Annotated in this window: 15 protein-coding genes; 7 read left to right on the forward strand and 8 right to left on the reverse strand. The window is 71.2% G+C overall.

All coding sequences use genetic code 11. From position 1 onward, the window contains the following. Positions 1 to 343: 343 nt before the first annotated feature. On the reverse strand, positions 344 to 1195 hold the full coding sequence (locus tag OG718_RS31245) for a helix-turn-helix domain-containing protein (RefSeq protein WP_328845753.1): 852 nt from the start codon (positions 1193 to 1195) through the stop codon (positions 344 to 346). A gap of 278 nt (positions 1196 to 1473) precedes the next feature. Here OG718_RS31245 and OG718_RS31250 point away from each other — a divergent pair, with 278 nt between their 5' ends. Both OG718_RS31250 and OG718_RS31255 read left to right on the forward strand, forming a co-directional pair. Further along, positions 1474 to 2580 carry an LLM class flavin-dependent oxidoreductase gene (locus OG718_RS31250; RefSeq protein ID WP_328845754.1) on the forward strand — a complete coding sequence of 369 codons (1107 nt, stop codon included), beginning with the start codon at positions 1474 to 1476 and terminating at the stop codon, positions 2578 to 2580. Beyond that, positions 2577 to 3212, forward strand: coding sequence for an FMN reductase (locus OG718_RS31255; RefSeq protein ID WP_328845755.1), 636 nt, complete (start codon positions 2577 to 2579; stop codon positions 3210 to 3212). The genes OG718_RS31250 and OG718_RS31255 overlap by 4 nt, the downstream gene beginning before the upstream one ends. A 285-nt stretch (positions 3213 to 3497) precedes the next feature. On the opposite strand, the gene OG718_RS31260 is transcribed toward OG718_RS31255, so the two are convergent. Further along, the gene (locus OG718_RS31260) at positions 3498 to 4766 is read right to left on the reverse strand and encodes a glycosyltransferase family 4 protein (protein ID WP_328847865.1); all 1269 of its coding nucleotides are present in this window, start codon (positions 4764 to 4766) and stop codon (positions 3498 to 3500) included. A gap of 191 nt (positions 4767 to 4957) precedes the next feature. Here OG718_RS31260 and OG718_RS31265 point away from each other — a divergent pair, with 191 nt between their 5' ends. Together OG718_RS31265 and OG718_RS31270 are read left to right on the forward strand one after the other, a co-directional pair. Beyond that, positions 4958 to 5665, forward strand: a complete 708-nt coding sequence (locus tag OG718_RS31265; RefSeq protein ID WP_055610892.1) for a response regulator transcription factor — start codon at positions 4958 to 4960, stop codon at positions 5663 to 5665. Next, complete coding sequence (locus OG718_RS31270) at positions 5666 to 7162, forward strand: HAMP domain-containing sensor histidine kinase (RefSeq protein ID WP_328845756.1); 1497 nt, start codon at positions 5666 to 5668, stop codon at positions 7160 to 7162. A 93-nt stretch (positions 7163 to 7255) separates the two neighbouring features. Here the strand turns inward: OG718_RS31270 and ppk2 are convergent, their stop codons facing one another. Genes ppk2 through OG718_RS31285 form a run of 3 tightly spaced genes read right to left on the reverse strand, consistent with a single transcriptional unit; the run spans position 7256 to position 9593 of the window. Then, positions 7256 to 8149, reverse strand: coding sequence for a polyphosphate kinase 2 (gene ppk2 / locus OG718_RS31275; RefSeq protein WP_143644146.1), 894 nt, complete (start codon positions 8147 to 8149; stop codon positions 7256 to 7258). Positions 8150 to 8167: 18 nt separating this feature from the next. Then, positions 8168 to 8401, reverse strand: coding sequence for a hypothetical protein (locus tag OG718_RS31280; RefSeq protein WP_143644145.1), 234 nt, complete (start codon positions 8399 to 8401; stop codon positions 8168 to 8170). 37 nt (positions 8402 to 8438) lie between these two features. Continuing rightward, positions 8439 to 9593 (reverse strand): inorganic phosphate transporter, encoded by a 1155-nt coding sequence (locus OG718_RS31285; protein WP_328845757.1) that lies wholly within the window; start codon positions 9591 to 9593, stop codon positions 8439 to 8441. Between the two features lie 301 nt (positions 9594 to 9894). On the opposite strand from OG718_RS31285, the gene OG718_RS31290 reads away from it, so the two are divergent. Then, positions 9895 to 10692, forward strand: coding sequence for an ABC transporter ATP-binding protein (locus OG718_RS31290; RefSeq protein ID WP_443055175.1), 798 nt, complete (start codon positions 9895 to 9897; stop codon positions 10690 to 10692). A 5-nt stretch (positions 10693 to 10697) separates the two neighbouring features. Further along, positions 10698 to 12008 carry an FtsX-like permease family protein gene (locus OG718_RS31295; protein ID WP_328845759.1) on the forward strand — a complete coding sequence of 437 codons (1311 nt, stop codon included), beginning with the start codon at positions 10698 to 10700 and terminating at the stop codon, positions 12006 to 12008. A gap of 236 nt (positions 12009 to 12244) precedes the next feature. On the opposite strand, the gene OG718_RS31300 is transcribed toward OG718_RS31295, so the two are convergent. Then, complete coding sequence (locus OG718_RS31300; RefSeq protein ID WP_328845760.1) at positions 12245 to 12994, reverse strand: transglutaminase domain-containing protein; 750 nt, start codon at positions 12992 to 12994, stop codon at positions 12245 to 12247. A gap of 234 nt (positions 12995 to 13228) precedes the next feature. Here OG718_RS31300 and OG718_RS31305 point away from each other — a divergent pair, with 234 nt between their 5' ends. Further along, entirely contained in the window at positions 13229 to 14044 is an 816-nt protein-coding gene (locus OG718_RS31305) for an SAM-dependent methyltransferase (RefSeq protein WP_143644141.1), read from the forward strand. A gap of 75 nt (positions 14045 to 14119) precedes the next feature. Here the strand turns inward: OG718_RS31305 and OG718_RS31310 are convergent, their stop codons facing one another. Further along, on the reverse strand, positions 14120 to 15616 hold the full coding sequence (locus tag OG718_RS31310) for an MFS transporter (protein ID WP_328845761.1): 1497 nt from the start codon (positions 15614 to 15616) through the stop codon (positions 14120 to 14122). Between the two features lie 150 nt (positions 15617 to 15766). Then, positions 15767 to 16792, reverse strand: coding sequence for an Lrp/AsnC family transcriptional regulator (locus OG718_RS31315; protein WP_143644139.1), 1026 nt, complete (start codon positions 16790 to 16792; stop codon positions 15767 to 15769). Positions 16793 to 16828: the final 36 nt, after the last annotated feature.

Genomic DNA, 16828 nt, shown 5'->3' on the forward strand with positions numbered 1-16828 from the left:
GCCACGTTGACCTCCTCGACGTGCAGCTCCGCCCAGTTCTTCACGGCGGTGAGCAGGCAGCTGAGTTCCTGAGTATCGCGTCGTACCCGACCCGCGCCTGGTCGCTCCGCTGGGGAGGGTGGGGTTCGGGGGCGGGTGGTGCTGGTGCCTTGAGTGCCGGTGCCGTGAGTGTTTTGGAGGGGGAGGGGGAGGTTGTGGTTTGACTGCGGGGCGGTGGGGGCTGGTCGCGCAGTTCCCCGCGCCCCTACGGGGCCCGGTGGGGCCGCGTATGTCACGGCACCGTGTCCCTGATCCGGCTGGGCCGGTGCGGATTCTGCGGTGCGGTGCGGTGCGGCGGGCGTGGCTACGACGGCTGCGCCCCGCCCGCGTACGCCGTCGGGGGTACCCCCACCGTCGCTGTGAAGTCGCGGATCAGGTGGGCCTGGTCCGCGTAGCCGAGGTCTGCCGCGAGGGTGGCCCAGTCGGTGGACGGGGTGGACTCGGCGTGCTCCAGGGCCTCGTGGATGCGGTAGCGGAGGATGATCCACTTGGGGCCCACGCCGACGTAGGTGGAGAAGAGGCGCTGCATCGCTCGTACGGTCATGCCCTGGGCGTGGGCGAAGTCGGCGACGCGGCGGATCGTGCGGTCGGTCCGGATGGTGTCGACCAGGGCCATCGCCAGGTCGGCGCGGGGGTCGGGGGCCGGGGCGAGGCCGAGCAGGAACGTGTCGAGCGCGGCCACTCGGGCGGTCTCGTCGGGCGGGGTGAGCACGGCGTCGAGGGCGTCCCGGGCCGCGGGGAGGACCTCCGTCAGGGGCAGGCGCTTTCCCGTCCAGTCGGACACCGGGTGCCGCGGCGCGAAGGGGTGGAAGGCGCCCGGCCGGAACTTGATGCCGCACACCCGGCCCCGCCCCTCCAGTTTCTGTGTGAAGAGCCCGAGCTGGATGCCCGCGAACTCCACGAAGGGGTCCTGGCCCTCGAGCTGCTGGAAGACGACGTGGACCGCGGGGTGCGGGACCACATGGGAGACGTACGGCTCGGGGAGGTCCCAGTCGATCAGCCAGTAGTGCTCCACGTGACGACGCAGGGGCTCGGCGGGCTCCGGGCGGCGGAAGTCCACATGCGCGAAGAGCTCCGCGGCGTCGACGATGCCTCTCGTGTCGCGGTCGGTGTCGCGGCTGGTGTCATGGTTTGCGTCACGGCGTGGGGCGGCCATATCGGGATGGTAGGACGGGGCACTGACAACGGCGCGGGGCGCGTGTCCGCGGGCCGGCGTACCGGCGTTGTCCAGGCTTGCGTACCGAGGCTGCGCGGGCTTGCGTACCGGGCTTGCGCGGGCTTGCCTACCGAGGTTGCGGGGGCCCGGGCGTCGGGGTCGCCCGGGCACCGGGATGCCCGGGTACCCGGGGTGTCGGAGGCTGGGAATAGCCCGGCGGGGTCCATCGTTGGCGGGTATAGTTGAATCGTAAACAACCTGTGGAGGATGAGGCAGCCATGCAGTTCGGGATCTTCAGCGTCGGTGACGTCACGCCGGACCCCACCACGGGCCGGGCGCCGTCCGAGCACGAGCGGATCAAGGCCATGGTCGCCATCGCGCAGAAGGCCGAGGAGGTCGGGCTCGACGTCTTCGCGACCGGTGAGCACCACAACCCGCCGTTCGTGCCGTCGTCGCCGACCACCATGCTCGGCTGGATCGCCGCGCGCACCGAGAACCTCATCCTCTCCACCTCCACCACCCTCATCACCACCAACGACCCGGTGAAGATCGCCGAGGACTTCGCGATGCTCCAGCACCTGGCGGACGGGCGCGTGGACCTGATGATGGGGCGCGGCAACACCGGGCCGGTCTACCCCTGGTTCGGGCAGGACATCAGGCAGGGCATCAACCTCGCCGTCGAGAACTACGCGTTGCTGTACCGGCTGTGGCGCGAGGACGTCGTCGACTGGGAGGGCAAGTTCCGTACGCCGCTGCAGTCGTTCACGTCGACGCCCCGGCCGCTGGACGGTGTGCCGCCGTTCGTCTGGCACGGCTCGATCCGCTCGCCGGAGATCGCGGAGCAGGCCGCGTACTACGGTGACGGGTTCTTCCACAACAACATCTTCTGGCCGGCCGACCACACCAAGCGGATGGTCGAGCTGTACCGGTCGCGGTACGCGCACTACGGGCACGGCACGGCCGAGCAGGCGATCGTCGGGCTCGGCGGCCAGGTGTTCATGCGCAGGAACTCGCAGGACGCGGTGCGGGAGTTCCGGCCCTACTTCGACAACGCGCCGGTGTACGGGCACGGGCCGTCGCTCGAGGACTTCACCGAGCAGACTCCGCTGACGGTCGGCTCGCCGGAGCAGGTGATCGAGAAGACGCTGGGCTTCCGGGAGTACGCGGGTGACTACCAGCGTCAGTTGTTCCTCGTGGACCATGCCGGGCTGCCGCTGAAGTCCGTGCTGGAGCAGATCGACATGCTGGGCGAGGAGGTCGTGCCCGTGCTGCGCGAGGAGTTCGCGAAGCGACGTCCGGCCGGGGTGCCGGAGGCGCCTACGCATGCGGCGAGGGTCGCTGCCGCGGCCGACACCGCCGCCGGCAAGGAGGTGGCGTCGTCATGAAGCTCGTCGTCGTCTCCGCGGGACTGAGTGTTCCGTCGTCCACGCGGCTGCTTGGTGACCGGCTGGCCAACGCGACCGCCGAGCGCACCTCGGCGGACGTCCAGGTGGTGGAGCTGCGTGATCTCGCAGTCGAGATCGCGCACAACTTCACCACCGGCTTTCCGGGGACCGCGCTGGGTGCCGCCCTGGACGCGGTGGCGTCGGCGGACGGGCTGATCGTCGTCACGCCGGTGTTCTCCGCGTCGTACAGCGGTCTGTTCAAGTCCTTCTTCGACGTGCTGGACCCGGACGCGCTCACCGGGAAGCCCGTGCTGGTCGCGGCGACCGGGGGTTCGGCTCGTCATTCGCTGGTCCTGGAGCACGCGTTGCGGCCGCTGTTCGCGTATCTGCGGGCCGTGGTCGTGCCCACCGGGGTGTACGCGGCTTCGGAGGACTGGGGGGCCGAGGGGCTCGTTGAGCGGATCGACCGGGCCGCGGGGGAGTTGGCGGGGCTGATGAACGGCCTGGCGGCCGGGCGGTCCGGGTCGGTGCCGGTTTCGGTGCCGACGCAGGGCGGGGTGGAGCTCGTGCGTGGCGGTGGGTTCGAGGTGGTTCCGTTCGAGCAGCAGCTCGCCGCGTTGCGACCGGAGTAGCGAGCGGGGCTCGGGGTGTTGCCGCACCGGCCGGCCGGGGTGCTGGGGGCGTCCTCCGGCCGGCCGGGCGGGTTTTTGGGGACCGCGGGTTCTCTTCGGCCTTCAGCAAGAGCCGCAGATGTCAGGACTCCCCCTACGAGCCGCCCGCCGTGCGAAAGCGGGCGGCTCGTCGCATCGGCCCGGGAAGCCGGGCGGGCCGGTGCGGGAGCCGGGCGGTCCTGGGGGACTGGGAACCCATGTGGGCCGCCCGGCGTACTGGGTGTGACGCCCTCGGAGACCCGGGCGTCACGGTCCTGTGGGTCTCGTGCTGTTGATGGCTGGGGGCCGGCCGTTCGTCGGGCGGCGGAAGCGGCGTGACTGGCGGCGGGCCCAGCCCACGGCGCGGACCCGGCCCCGGGTCCAGGCGCGGCGGGTGCGGGTGGCCCTGAGTTCCGTGAACAGGGCCTCGTAGCGGTCGACGATCGGGCCGGCGTCGTAGCGGTGGGAGCTTCGCAGGGCCGCCTCGCCCATCGCCTGCCGCAGGGGCTCGTCCGTGATCAGGTCGAGCATCGCCTCTGCGAGGGAGCGGGCGTCGCCCACGGGGACGAGCCTGCCGTCGACGCCGTCCGTGATGATCTCGGCGGGGCCGAGCGGGCAGTCCGTGCTGATCACCGGCACCCCGCAGCGCATCGCCTCGACCAGGGTCATCCCGAACGACTCCGCGTCCGAGGCCGAGACCACCATCGCCGACTTGGCGAACTCCGCCTCGATCGGCGTACGCGGACCCATGAGGCGGGCGTGCCCGGCCAGGCCCAAGCCGTCGATCAGGTGCTGGAGGTGTTCCCGCTCGGGACCGCCGCCGAAGATCCGCAACTGCCAGTCGGGTTCCTTCGAGGCGACCGCGGAGAAGGCCTCGATCAGCAGGTCGAAGCGTTTGCCGCGGACAAGACGGCCGGCCGCGGTGATCACCTTCGTCGTGTCGTCCCGGGTGAGGCCGTGCGGCGCGGGCACCATGTTCGGCACCGCGGCGACCCGTACCCCCGGCAGCGGCATCCGCTGCCGGTACACCTCCGCGTCCGCCTCCGTCGTCGTCACCACCGCGTCGAGCGAGCGGTAGGCACGGGCCAGGACACCCCGCAGCCGCTTGCTGTGCGAGTCGTGCCGCAGATGCTCCTGGGCGATGCGCAGCGCCCTGCGCGGGGCGAACCGGGCCACGTACACGTTGATGCCGGGCCGCGTGCCGATCACCACGTCCGCGTCGCAGTCCGCCAGATGGTCGCGGGCGCGCAGGTCGGTGAGCCGCGTGTACTGCTCGTAGCGTTTGTCGGAGGCGGGGAAGTCGACGGCCGGCTGGGCGTAGGACGGGTCCGTGAGGTCCTGGCTGCCGTCCCGCTCGTCCACCAGCGGGACGATGGTGATCCGTGGGTCGACGGTGAACCTCGGCTCGTCCCGGTGCCGCCTCATCGACACGATCTCCACGTCGTGCCGCCCGGCGAGCGCCGCCGCGAGGTTGAGTGTGGTGCGGACGGTCCCCCCGATGGCGTACGCGTTGTGCAGAAGGAACACGATCCTCATGCGTTCGGTGGTCTCCCTACGTTTCATGCGGTGCGCTGCCTCCCCGTTGCGGCGCTCGCCCCCGGCATCGGGGACACAGTGGCGGGGCGAGGTAAGCCACTGGTCCCGGCAGGGTGAGAGCCGGGTAAGAGGCCCGGCCGTACCCCTCTCCAGCAGGTAGTACGTACCGCAGGGCTTGGCAGACTGGTCCCGTGCCCCAGAATCTGCTGCTCGCCGAGGACGACCGCGCGATCCGCCATGCCCTGGAGCGGGCCCTGACCCTGGAGGGATACGCGGTCACGGCGGTCGCCGACGGCGTCGAGGCGCTCGCGCAGGCCCACCGCACCCCACCCGACGTGCTCGTTCTCGATGTGATGATGCCGGGCATCGACGGCCTCCAGGTCTGTCGCGTCCTGCGTGCAGAGGGCAATCGCACCCCCATCCTCATGCTCACCGCACTCGTCGAGACCGCAGACCGCATCGCAGGTCTGGACGCCGGCGCCGACGACTACGTGGTAAAGCCGTTCGACGTCGAGGAGGTCTTCGCCCGGCTCCGGGCCCTGCTCCGGCGTACGGGCGCCCCCGTCGACGTACCCAGTGAACCGCCGCGCATGCCCGACGGCCAGATCGCCGCAGCGGGTCTGCGCATCGATCCGCAGGCGCGTCGCGTGTGGCGGGGCCCGCACGAGGTCGAACTCACCCGCACCGAGTTCGACCTGCTGGAACTGCTCGTCCGCAACGCGGGCATCGTCCTCGACCACACCACCATCTACGACCGCATCTGGGGCTACGACTTCGGTCCCGGCTCCAAGAACCTCGCCGTGTACGTCGGCTACCTGCGGCGCAAGCTCGACGAGCCGGGCGCGCCCTCCCTGATCCACACGGTGCGCGGTGTGGGGTACGTGCTGAGGGAGGACTGAGTGCGCTCCGGCGGCGCGCGCCTGAGGCGGTGGGTGGCCCGGGCCCGGCTGTCCTCGCTGCGCACCACGTTCACGGTGTCGTTCGCGGCCGTGGCGGCCGCCGTCACCGTCCTCGTCGGGTTCCTGTCGTACGACGCCGCCGCCCGGCTCGTACGCGTCGACCAGCAGACCGTGTTCGAGGGTGTCGTGCAGGACCTGCTGGACGAGGTGCGCCACAGTGCCCTGACCCCCGCCGACTTCGCCACCGCCGACGCCGACGGCGGCCCGCGCGACGAACTGATCAGGCCGAGCGGCACGGTCGTGCAGGTGCTTGGACCGGACGCGGCGGTCGTCGACCGGGGCCATCCGCCGCTGCCCGTCGGCGCCGACGACAAGCGGATCGCCGCCGCGCGGCCCGCCGGCCAGTTGGTGGAACACCGTGACGTCGACGTCGGCGACGGCATGTACCGGGTGGCCACCGTCTCGCTCGGCGACGGGCGGGGCGCGGTGCAGATCGCGCAGGAGTTCAGCGACACCGAGGACCTGCTGCGCGAACTCCAGCAGCGGACCGTGCTGCTGGTGGGCGCCGTCGTGATCGCCGCCGGTCTGTTCGGCTGGTGGCTGGCCCGGCGCATCACCTCGCGGCTCGTCCGGCTCGCCGGGGCCGCGGAGGACGTGGCCCGGACCGGGCGGCTCGGCATCCAGGTGCCGGTCGCCGGCTACGACGAGGTGGCTCGGCTCGGCCGCTCCTTCGACCGCATGCTGGGCCGCCTGGCCCAGTCCGAGGAGGACCAGCGGCGCCTCGTCCAGGACGCGGGCCATGAACTCCGTACGCCGCTGACCTCGTTGCGCACCAACATCTCGATGCTCCGCCGGATCGACGAACTCCCGCCCGCCGCCCGCGGGGAACTGGTCGCCGACCTCGCCCAGGAGTCCCGCGAACTCACCGACCTGGTCAACGAGTTGGTGGACCTCGCGGCCGGCCAGTCGGACCGGGAGCCGCTCCAGCGGGTGGCCCTCGCCGACATCGCCGAGGACGTGGCGGTGGCGGCGAGGCGGCGGACGGGGCGGGCCGTCACCGTGCGGGTGTCCGGCGACACGGTGGTCGACGGCCGGCCCGGCGCGCTGCAGCGGGCGCTGTCCAACCTCGTGGACAACGCGGCGAAGTTCGACCGGGGCGGGAGCGAGCCGATCGACATCGTGGTGACGGGGACAGGGACCGGGACGGGAGCGGGGATGCCTGTGGGCACGGGCGCCGGTGCCGGCACGGCGGCTGCCGTCCGTGTCGAGGTCCTCGACCGCGGGACCGGTATCGCCGAGGAGGACCTTGAGCGGGTCTTCGACCGCTTCTACCGCGCGCCGGACGCCCGGAGCCTGCCCGGCTCCGGGCTCGGACTGTCGATCGTCCGCGAGGTGGCTGCCGCCCACGGCGGAGATCCGTTCGCCCGGCGCCGGGAGGGCGGGGGGTCGGCGATCGGGTTCACGGTGAGTGGGGGCAGCGGGGGCGGCGAGGGCTGAGGCGTCCGCGTACGCCTTCGGACCGCCGCCGGCCCCGAGCGTTCCTCCGCGAGCTCCTCCTGGCGCCCGGCCAGGCGCTCCTCCGTGAGCCCCCTACCAGCCCTCCTGCAGTTCGTCGTCCTCGCCCGCCTCCAGCAGGGTCGCCGCCGCGCCGACTATCCGGGGGTCCGGCTTTCCGACCACCTCGTGGTCCTTGCCCGTGTAGTCGAAGCGGGCCAGCACACTGCGCATGGCCTCCACCCGGGCCCGCTTCTTGTCGTTGCTCTTCACCACGGTCCACGGGGCCTGTTCGGTGTCCGTCTCGCGGAACATGGAGACCTTGGCGGCGGTGTAGTCGTCCCAGAGGTCGAGGGACGCCAGGTCCATGGGGCTGAGCTTCCACTGCCGTACGGGGTCGACCTGCCGGATCGTGAACCGCGTGCGCTGCTCGCCCTGCGACACCGAGAACCAGAACTTCACCAGGTCCACGCCGTCGTCGACGAGCATCCGCTCGAACGCGGGCGCCTGCCGCATGAAGCGCCGGTACTCGTCGCCCGTGCAGAAGCCCATCACCCGCTCCACACCGGCCCGGTTGTACCAGGACCGGTCGAACAGCACGATCTCCCCGGCCGTCGGCAGATGCTCGACGTACCGCTGGAAGTACCACTGTCCGCGCTCGCGTTCCGTCGGCTTCTCCAGGGCCACCACCCGGGCACCGCGCGGATTGAGGTGCTCGGTGAAGCGCTTGATCGTGCCGCCCTTGCCGGCCGCGTCCCGCCCCTCGAAGACGACGACGAGCCGGCGCCCGGTCTCCTTGATCCAGCTCTGCAGCTTCAGCAGCTCGATCTGCTGCAGCCGCTTGTGCCAGTCGTACTCGCCGCGCTCCATGCGCTGTGCGTACGGGTAGTTCTCCCGCCAGGTGTCCACCGGGCTGCCGTCGGGGCGGATCAGCACCGGGTCGTCGTGGTCGCTGTAGTCGACGCGCATGTCACTCAGCAGCTCGGTCATCTCTACTCCCCGGGAGGATCAGTGGAACTGCGGCACGATCAGATAGATCCCGTACGCCACCACGCTCGCGCACGCCAGGAAGCACAGCCCGGCCACGCCGAGCCCCACCGGGTCGGTGCCTCCGTCGCCCTCCCGCGCGGTCTCGGCGCGGGCCAGGCCCAGCACGCCGAGGGCGAAGACGACGACCACTCCGACCGTGACTCCGGTACTCACCGCGGCGACCTCGCCGAGGGCGCTCCAGTCCAGCTGCATCGTTCGTACTCTCCTTGCTCGTCCCGACCAGGGCGACTCAGGCGGCGGTGGAGACCCGCGGCGCGGCCGCGACGCGGACGCTGACCTCGTGGGTCTCGTTGACGTTGGACGCGTGCACGGGGTTGCGGCGCGACATCACGACGATGAACGTGGCGACGGCGAGCGCGAGGAGTGCGATTACCACGATGCCGAAGTTCCCGCCGTGCGTCACCACGCTCGCGGAGAGGCCGCCGACCAGCGCGGCGGCGGGAAGCGTCACCAGCCACGCCACCACCATCCGCCCCGCCGTGCCCCACCGCACCTCGGCGAGACGCCTGCCCAGGCCCGCGCCGAGGATGCCGCCGGAGCACACCTGTGTGGTCGACAGCGCGAAACCGAGGTGTGCGGAGGTCAGGATCACCGTCGTGGAGGCTGCCTCGGCCGCGAAGCCCTGCGGCGACTGGATGTCGGTCAGGCCCTTGCCCATCGTCCGGATGATCCGCCAGCCGCCGAGATACGTACCGAGGCCGATCGCGAGTCCGGCCGACGCGATCACCCACAGGGGCGGCCCGGCGTCATGTCCGAGCGCCCCGGCCGAGATCAGCGTGAGCGTGATGACGCCCATCGTCTTCTGCGCGTCGTTGGTGCCGTGCGCGAGCGAGACCAGCGACGCCGAGGCGATCTGCCCGAGCCGGAACCCCTTCGTCACCGACTTCTCCCGGGACCGGGCCGTGATCCTGTACGCGAGGTACGTCGCGATCAGCGCGGCCACACCCGCCACCAGCGGTGAGGCGACCGCCGGGACCAGCACCTTCTCGACGACCTTGTCGAAGTGCACCCCGTGCTCGCCCGCGCCCACCCAGACGGCCCCGATCAGACCGCCGAAGAGCGCGTGCGAGGAGCTCGACGGCAGCCCGAGCAGCCAGGTCGCGAGGTTCCACAGGATCGCGCCGACCAGACCGGCGAAGATCATGCCCGGTGTCACCAGGGTGTCGTCCACGATCCCGCCGGAGATCGTCTTGGCGACCTCGGTGGACAGGAACGCGCCGCCGACGTTCAGTACGCCGCTGATCAGGACCGCGGTTCTGGGCTGCAGCGCGCCGGTGGCGATCGAGGTCGCCATCGCGTTCGCCGTGTCGTGGAAGCCGTTGGTGAAGTCGAAGGCGAGGGCCGTGACGATGACGACGGCCACAAGGAACGTGATGTGGTCCATGCCGTCGATGCAAGCAAGTGGAGGCGTACGGGCGGCGAAGCGGAGGCAAAGGGCACGCATGAGTGTGGTCATGCCACCTACAAGTCCGCTGTTCCGGGGAGTGTCGAGCCGGGGATTCCCTTCACAACCGGGGTTTGTCCTCGGCGGGACCGGGATTTCCCGCCGGGGGAGGTGTCGCTGAGTACACCCCCCGATACGGGTTCTGCGCCCAATGTGCCCGCCCCGCCTTCTCCGTAGCGTCTTTCGCGGGGCACAGGAAGTGCCCGGACAGCGGGGCACGGACGGTGCCCGACGGAGGCTGATGACGATGTTTCGCCGAACCGATCGACGCAACCACCAGCACGGCACGGGCCCCGCCGCCGAGGCGCTGCGGCTGGTCAAGGTCACCAAGACCTACGGGGGCGAGGAGAACGCGGTGACCGCCCTCGACGGGGTGACGCTCGCCCTGCCGCGCGGCACGTTCACCGCGGTGATGGGGCCCTCGGGCTCCGGCAAGTCCACGCTGCTGCAGTGCGCGGCCGGGCTCGACCGGCCCGACAGCGGCATCGTCGTGGTCGACGGCGCCGAGATGACCGGCGGCACCGAGGCCGAGCTGACGAAGTTCCGGCGCAACCGGATCGGCTTCGTCTTCCAGCAGTACAACCTGCTGGACACCCTCACCGTCGCCCAGAACACGGTCCTGCCGCTCAAGCTCGCCCGCCGCCGCGTGAACCGGGCCCGGGTGGAGGAGATCCTCACCGCCGTCGGCCTCGGCGACCGCCTCGGCCACCGGCCCGACCAGCTCTCCGGCGGCCAGCGCCAGCGAGTCGCCATCGCCCGCGCCCTGGTCACCGAGCCGAGTGTGATCTTCGCCGACGAGCCGACCGGCGCCCTCGACACCCGCAGCGCGCGGGACGTCCTGCGGCTCCTCCAGGAGGCGGTACGGGTCCACGGCCGTACGGTCGTCATGGTGACCCACGACCCGGTGGCGGCCTCGTACGCCGACTCGGTGCTGTTCCTCGCGGACGGCCGGCTCGCCGGTGAGTTGCACCGGCCGACCGCGGACGCGGTGGCCGAGCGCCTCGCGCACCTCGGCGACGACGTGATGGCGGGGGTGTGACCGTCATGTTCGCTCTGGCCATGCGTTCCATCCGGCAGCGCCCCGGGCGCTTCGCCGCGACGCTGCTGTCCGCCTTCCTGGGCGCGGCGATCATCATGACCTTCAACTCGATGCACGACACGGCGGGCGCGAAGGGCGTCGACTCCACCAGCGCGGAGAGCCTCTCCACCGCGGCGGGCGTCGTCGGCGGCTACGGCACCCTCCTGGTGTTCTTCGCCGTCGCCTCCACCCTGACGGTGAACGTCCGTCAGCGCTCCGCCGAGATCGAGCTGTTGCGCTGCTCCGGCGCGACCCCCGCACAGATCAAGCGGATGGTCGTGGGGGAGTCCGTGGCCGTCGCCCTGGTGGGCGCGCTGCTCGCGATCGGTCCCGCGATGCTCGGCGGGCGGCTGCTGCTCGACCTCTTCCAGGACAGCGGGCAGGTCGCCGAGTCCGTCGACTACTCCTTCGGGGCGATCGCGCTGCTCTCGGGCATCGACATCACCGTCCTCGCGGCGGCGGGCGCGGCGTTCCTCGCGGTGCGCCGGGCCACCCGGAAGACCGGGCCCCGCGGCAGGGGACGGACGTTCTTCGTCCGCGCCGCCCTGGTCCTCGGCGGCCTGTCGGTCTGCTCCACCTTCGCGTTCTCCTCGACCGACGCCGCGCTGATGGCACCGGCCGCGTACGGTTCGATCCTGCTCGCGGTCGGCTTCGCGCTGCTGTCGCCGAAGCTGCTGAGGGCCCTGCTCGACCGGCTTCCGCTGACGGGCCCGAGCGGCTATCTCGCCGTACGCACCATGCGGGAGCGTGCCGCGCAGTTGTCCGGTGTCCTCATGCCGTTGATCCTCTTCACCGGCATGGCGACGGCGACCCTCTACATGCAGGCCGTCGAGAACGACGCCATCGACGCCGCCGGAGTCCCGAAGTCCATCGACGCGAAGAACCTCGAGACCCTGAACCTCGTGGTCGTCGGAATCATCGTGGTCTTCTCCTGCATCATGCTGATCAACTCGCTGTACGCGGCGACCACCTACCGGCGCCGGGAGTTCGGCCAGCAGCGGCTGGCGGGGGCGACTCCGGGTCAGGTCCTCGGGATGGTCGGCATCGAGTCCCTGGTCCTCACGGTGACGGGTGTCTTCTTCGGTACGGCGGCCGGGCTCGCCGGGATCATCCCCTTCACGATGGTCCGCACGGACTCGGTCCTTCCGGACGAAGGGCTGGGCATCTGGTTCGGGATCGTGGCGGTCGCGGGGGCGGCGGTGCTCGTGACCAGCCTGACGACGGCCCGCAGGGCGCTGAGGACACCGGCGGTCGGGGCGGTTTCGCTGGCCGCGTGACGCTCCGCTGGGTGGGCGGTTCTTCGGATGCGGGTGGGTGGGGGCTGGTCGCGCAGTTCCCCGCGCCCCTAAAGACAAAGGCCAGGGCTACCGCCCCGGCCTTTTGTCCTTGAGGGGTGGCAGCCCTGGCCGTTCGTCTTCAGGGGGCGGTAGCCCTTGCTTTTAAGGGGCGCGGGGAACTGCGCGACCAGCCCCCACCGGATCCGCACCCGAAGAACCGCATACCCCGCGGAGCGTCAGGCGCCCGCGCTCCACCGACCCAGCACCGGCTCGGTCATCGTGCGTGCCGCGAAGCACAACGTCTGGCCGTGCTGCGTGAAGAGCGCATCCCGGGAGTCGAAGTGGCCCAGGTCCGTCTGGACCTGGGCCGACAGATCGCAGCTCCCACCGATGGCGCCGCAGGCAGTCGCCCCGCCCCAGTCGACCGTCGTGCGGGCCACGGCGTCGAAGAGGGTCTCGCCGCCGCGGTTGGTGAACCCGCCGTCGCCGCCGCCCTTCCCGAACAGCTCACCGATCGGCACCCACGCGCCCTCCAGCCGGAACTCCGGCCAGGCCAGCAGCACCTGCTTCGGCACCAGCGGCTTCAGCCGGGGGAACCGCGGATACCAGAAGACGCCGTCGACGAGCAGGCCCCGTACCCGCGTGCGGACGCCCACGGCACGGGCGACCGCCTCAAGGACCGCCATCCGCTGACTGCACGAACCGCGTCCCAGCCGCAGTGTCGCCGAGACCCGCCGCTGGTCCTCCACGGAGTACACCGGCCGGATCTCCCGCGCGATGATCCCGTGGGCCACACGCAGGGTCTCGGATGCGGAGGCCCGTCCCCGGACCCGGTTCACCAGGGCCGTGACACCCGGATCCGCCCAGTCGAGGATCTCGGTGGCCCGCGTCGAACCCCGTACCTCCGGTGGCCGGGCCACCCGCCGTACGCCCGACCGTGCAGCGCGTCCGGCGCTCCGGTACGGCATCAGCAACCGGCTGGTCATGGTCGCCCACCCCCGCTTCTCTCCACGACTTCCGCCATCATCACACGCGCCCGCCGGCCGGCCCGGAGCGGTGGCACACGGCCGTGCGACCGCCCTGCGCGCGGCGGCGGTACGAGGGTCGGCGCGCGGAGTGCGAAAAGCCGTACGTATCTTGGTGGTTGGACCTTGATCGGTGAATCTTGAACCTTATGTTTGTGCGTGTCCGTACACGCCTTGGATGAGAAGACGGTGCCCATGACCGACCACGAGAGCTCGACCGGCCCGGCGGCGAGGCAGAGAATCGACACCTCCGTGCCGCACTCGGCGCGGATCTGGAACTACTGGCTGGGTGGCAAGGACAACTACCCCGTGGACGAGGAGGCCGGCGACGCGTACACCGCCGTCTTCCCCGGCATCGTGACCATCGCCCGCAGCAGCCGCGCCTTCCTCGGACGCAGCATCCGTCATCTGGTGGAGGAGGCGGGCGTCCGGCAGTTCCTGGACGTCGGTACGGGTCTGCCGACCGTGGACAACACGCACGAGGTCGCCCAGCGCCTCGCGCCGGAGTCCAGGATCGTCTACGTCGACAACGACCCGCTGGTCCTCGCCCACGCGCGCGTGCTGCTGACCTCCTCGAAGGAGGGGGCCACCGACTACGTGGACTCCAGCCTCTACGAGCCGGACCTCATCCTGGCGGAGGCCGCCCGGACCCTGGACCTCTCCCGCCCGACCGCCCTGATCCTCAGCGGCATCCTCGGTCACGTCGCGGACTACGACCGGGCCCGCACCCTCGTCAGTGCCCTCGTGGACGGCCTCCCGTCGGGCAGCTACCTGTGCGTCAACGACGGCTCCCGCGGCACCGACCCGGCGTACGAGGCGGCCCAGGACGGCTACAACGAGACCGGCGCGGTCCCGTACTTCCTCCGTCCCGTCTCCCAGATCGAGGCGTTCTTCGAGGGCCTCGAACTCGTCGAGCCCGGGGTCGTCTCGGTCCCGCTGTGGCACCCGGAGAAGTCGGACACGGCCCCGACGCCGATCGGCCAGCACGGGGGCCTGGGCCGCAAGCCCTGACCGCACCCCGTACGAACGCAGGCGGTCGCCTCCCACGGGAGGCGACCGCCTGGATGCTTGAAAGGCCCGGGGGCCTTATGACTTCACTCCGGCCGCCTCCGTGACCTCGGCCCGACCGTCGCCCGCGTCTCCGGCCGGGGACACGGCCTGCGCGGCCGTCCGCTGCCGCGGCAGGAAGGCGGCGAGAGCCAGCGCGAGGAGCGCCGCACCCGCACCGATGGCCATGACCACCTTGAAGCCGTTCTCGGAGGGCAGGGCGACCGAGCCGAAGTCCGTGGTCATCTGCGCCAGTACGACACCGGCGACGGCGCTCGCGAACGACGTACCGATGGACCGCATCAGGGTGTTGAGGCTGTTGGCGGCGGCCGTCTCGGACGCGGGCACGGCGCCCATGATCAGCGCGGGCATCGCGCCGTAGGCGAAGCCGACACCGGCGCCGATGACGCAGGAGACCAGGACGAGGTGCCAGACCTCGGACATCAGCAGGATGTTCAGGCCGTAGCCGGCGGCGACGATGACGGCACCCGTCATCAGGGTGATCTTCGGGCCCTTGGTCTTGGTGATCGCGGCGGAGACCGGCGCCATCGCCATCATCACCAGGCCCTGCGGGGCCAGCACCAGACCGACGGTCATCATGGACTTGCCGAGGCCGTAACCGGTCTGCTCGGGCAGCTGGAGCAGCTGCGGAAGCACCAGCGACATCGCGAACATCGAGAAGCCGAACGCGATCGAGGCGAGGTTGGTGAACAGCACCTGCCGGCGGGCGGTGGTCCGCAGATCCACCAGCGGCTGGCTGGTCCGCAGCTCGTAGAAGCCCCACGCCACCAGTACGACGGCCGCGACGGCGAACAGGCCGAGCGTCGTTCCGCTGCTCCAGCCCCAGTCGGCGCCCTTGGAGATGGCCAGCAGCAGGGAGACCAGCGCGGCCGACAGACCGAGCGAGCCGACCAGGTCGAAGCGCCCGCCGGTACGCACCTTCGACTCGGGCACGATCGTCAGGACGAGCGCGAAGGCGACGGCACCGAGAACCGCGGAGACCCAGAACAGCACGTGCCAGTCGTAGTTGTCGGCGATGAACGCGGCGGACGGCAGACCCAGCGCGCCGCCCACACCCAGCGAGGCGCTCATCATCGCGGTGGAGCCGGCGAGCCGCTCGGAGGGCAGTACGTCACGCATGATGCTGATGCCGAGCGGGACGACACCGGCCGCCAGGCCCTGCAGCGCCCGGCCGACGATCATCGGGACCAGGGAGTCGCTGAACGCGGCCACCACCGAGCCGCTCACCAGCAGGACGATGCTGACCAGCAGCATCCGCCGCTTGCCGAACATGTCGCCCAGGCGCCCGACGACGGGGGTCGCGACAGCGGCGGCCAGCAGGGTGGCGGTCACCGCCCAGGCGGCGTTCGACGCCGAGGCGTCCAGGTACTTCGGCAGCTCCGGGACGATCGGGATCACCAGGGTCTGCATCAACGAGACGACGATTCCGGCGAAGGCCAGGACCGCCACCACGGCGTTCGACCTCGGCCGGGCGGAATCCCCGGCCTCGGCGGATCGGACAAGGGCGTCGGACATCGTGCTGCCTCCGTCGGAAGGGTCAATGGATTTGCTTGACTCACTCAACGATATGCAGGATTGATTGACTTACGCAAGTTGATTCGGGCGACAGTGCCGCAAAGACAGGGCAAAGGGGGAAGGGGAGGGTGTCCGGTGCTGCCCGGTGCCTCAGAGCAGCGTCGGCGCGTGGAACATGCCGAGGCCGGAGGTCAGGTCGCGGTCCAGCCAGTAGCGGCGCGGTTCGGCGAGCATGACGTCGACGCTGACGCCGAGGATGCCGGGGATCCTGGCGAGTTCGTTGTCGATGAAGAGCGCCAGGGCGGAGCGGTCGGTGACCAGGCCGGTGGCGAGTACGGACATGTCGCTGGCCACGTGGGCGGCGAGCCGGGTCTGGGGGAGCCGGTCGATGCGGCGCATGACGTCGGGGGTCTCGCCGGGCGCGATCCGCAGGCGGAGCACGAACGGGGTCTGGAAGCCCAGCCAGTCCGACACGATCTCCAGGCGTGGCTGTACCCACCGCTCGTCGAGGACCCGGCGGACGACCCGGTGTGCGGTGGAGGTGGCCAGGCCCGCGGCCCGGCCGATGCTCGCGGCGGAGGCCCGGCTGTCCTGGAGCAGCTGGGCCACGACGGTGCGCTCGGCCTCGCTGAGGGGCTTGGCGGGGGGTGTCGCGGTCGCGGTGCCCTCGGTGCGGGTGCCGGTGAGTTCGAGCAGTTCGGCCCGTTCGGTGGCGGTCAGGAACTGCGGGTCCCAGGTGATGCCCCGGCGCAGGGTGCTGAGCGCGGGCAGGGCCTTGACGCGGCGGACGCCGGGCACGGAGAACATCCGGTCGATCGCCTCGCTGGTGGCCGCCTCGGAGGGGGCGTGCACGACGGCGTAGAGCGGGTAGTCGCCGGAGATCTGCGCCAGGAGCTGGAGGTGGGGCAGGTTGCGGAGACGGTCCAGAACGGCCAGCGGGGTCTCACCGGTGATGTCCAGGAAGACGTGCACCGGCATCGCCGTGGAGTGCATCCCCCAGTCGGCCTGCCCGATCACGCGGACCATCCGGGCCTCGTGCAGCCGGTCGTAACGGCGCTTCAGCGTGCCGGCGTCGGCGGACAGGATCGCGCCGATGTCGTCCCAGGTGGCCCGGGGTGCCAGGTGAAGGGCCCCGATGAGGCGCCGGTCGAGCTCGTCGAGGAGAGGGCTGGTCATAGCGCCCCACCTTAGACTGCCGATTAATCCCACCGT

Origin of the sequence: Streptomyces sp. NBC_00258 (assembly GCF_036182465.1) — a bacterium.
Taxonomy (GTDB): domain Bacteria; phylum Actinomycetota; class Actinomycetes; order Streptomycetales; family Streptomycetaceae; genus Streptomyces.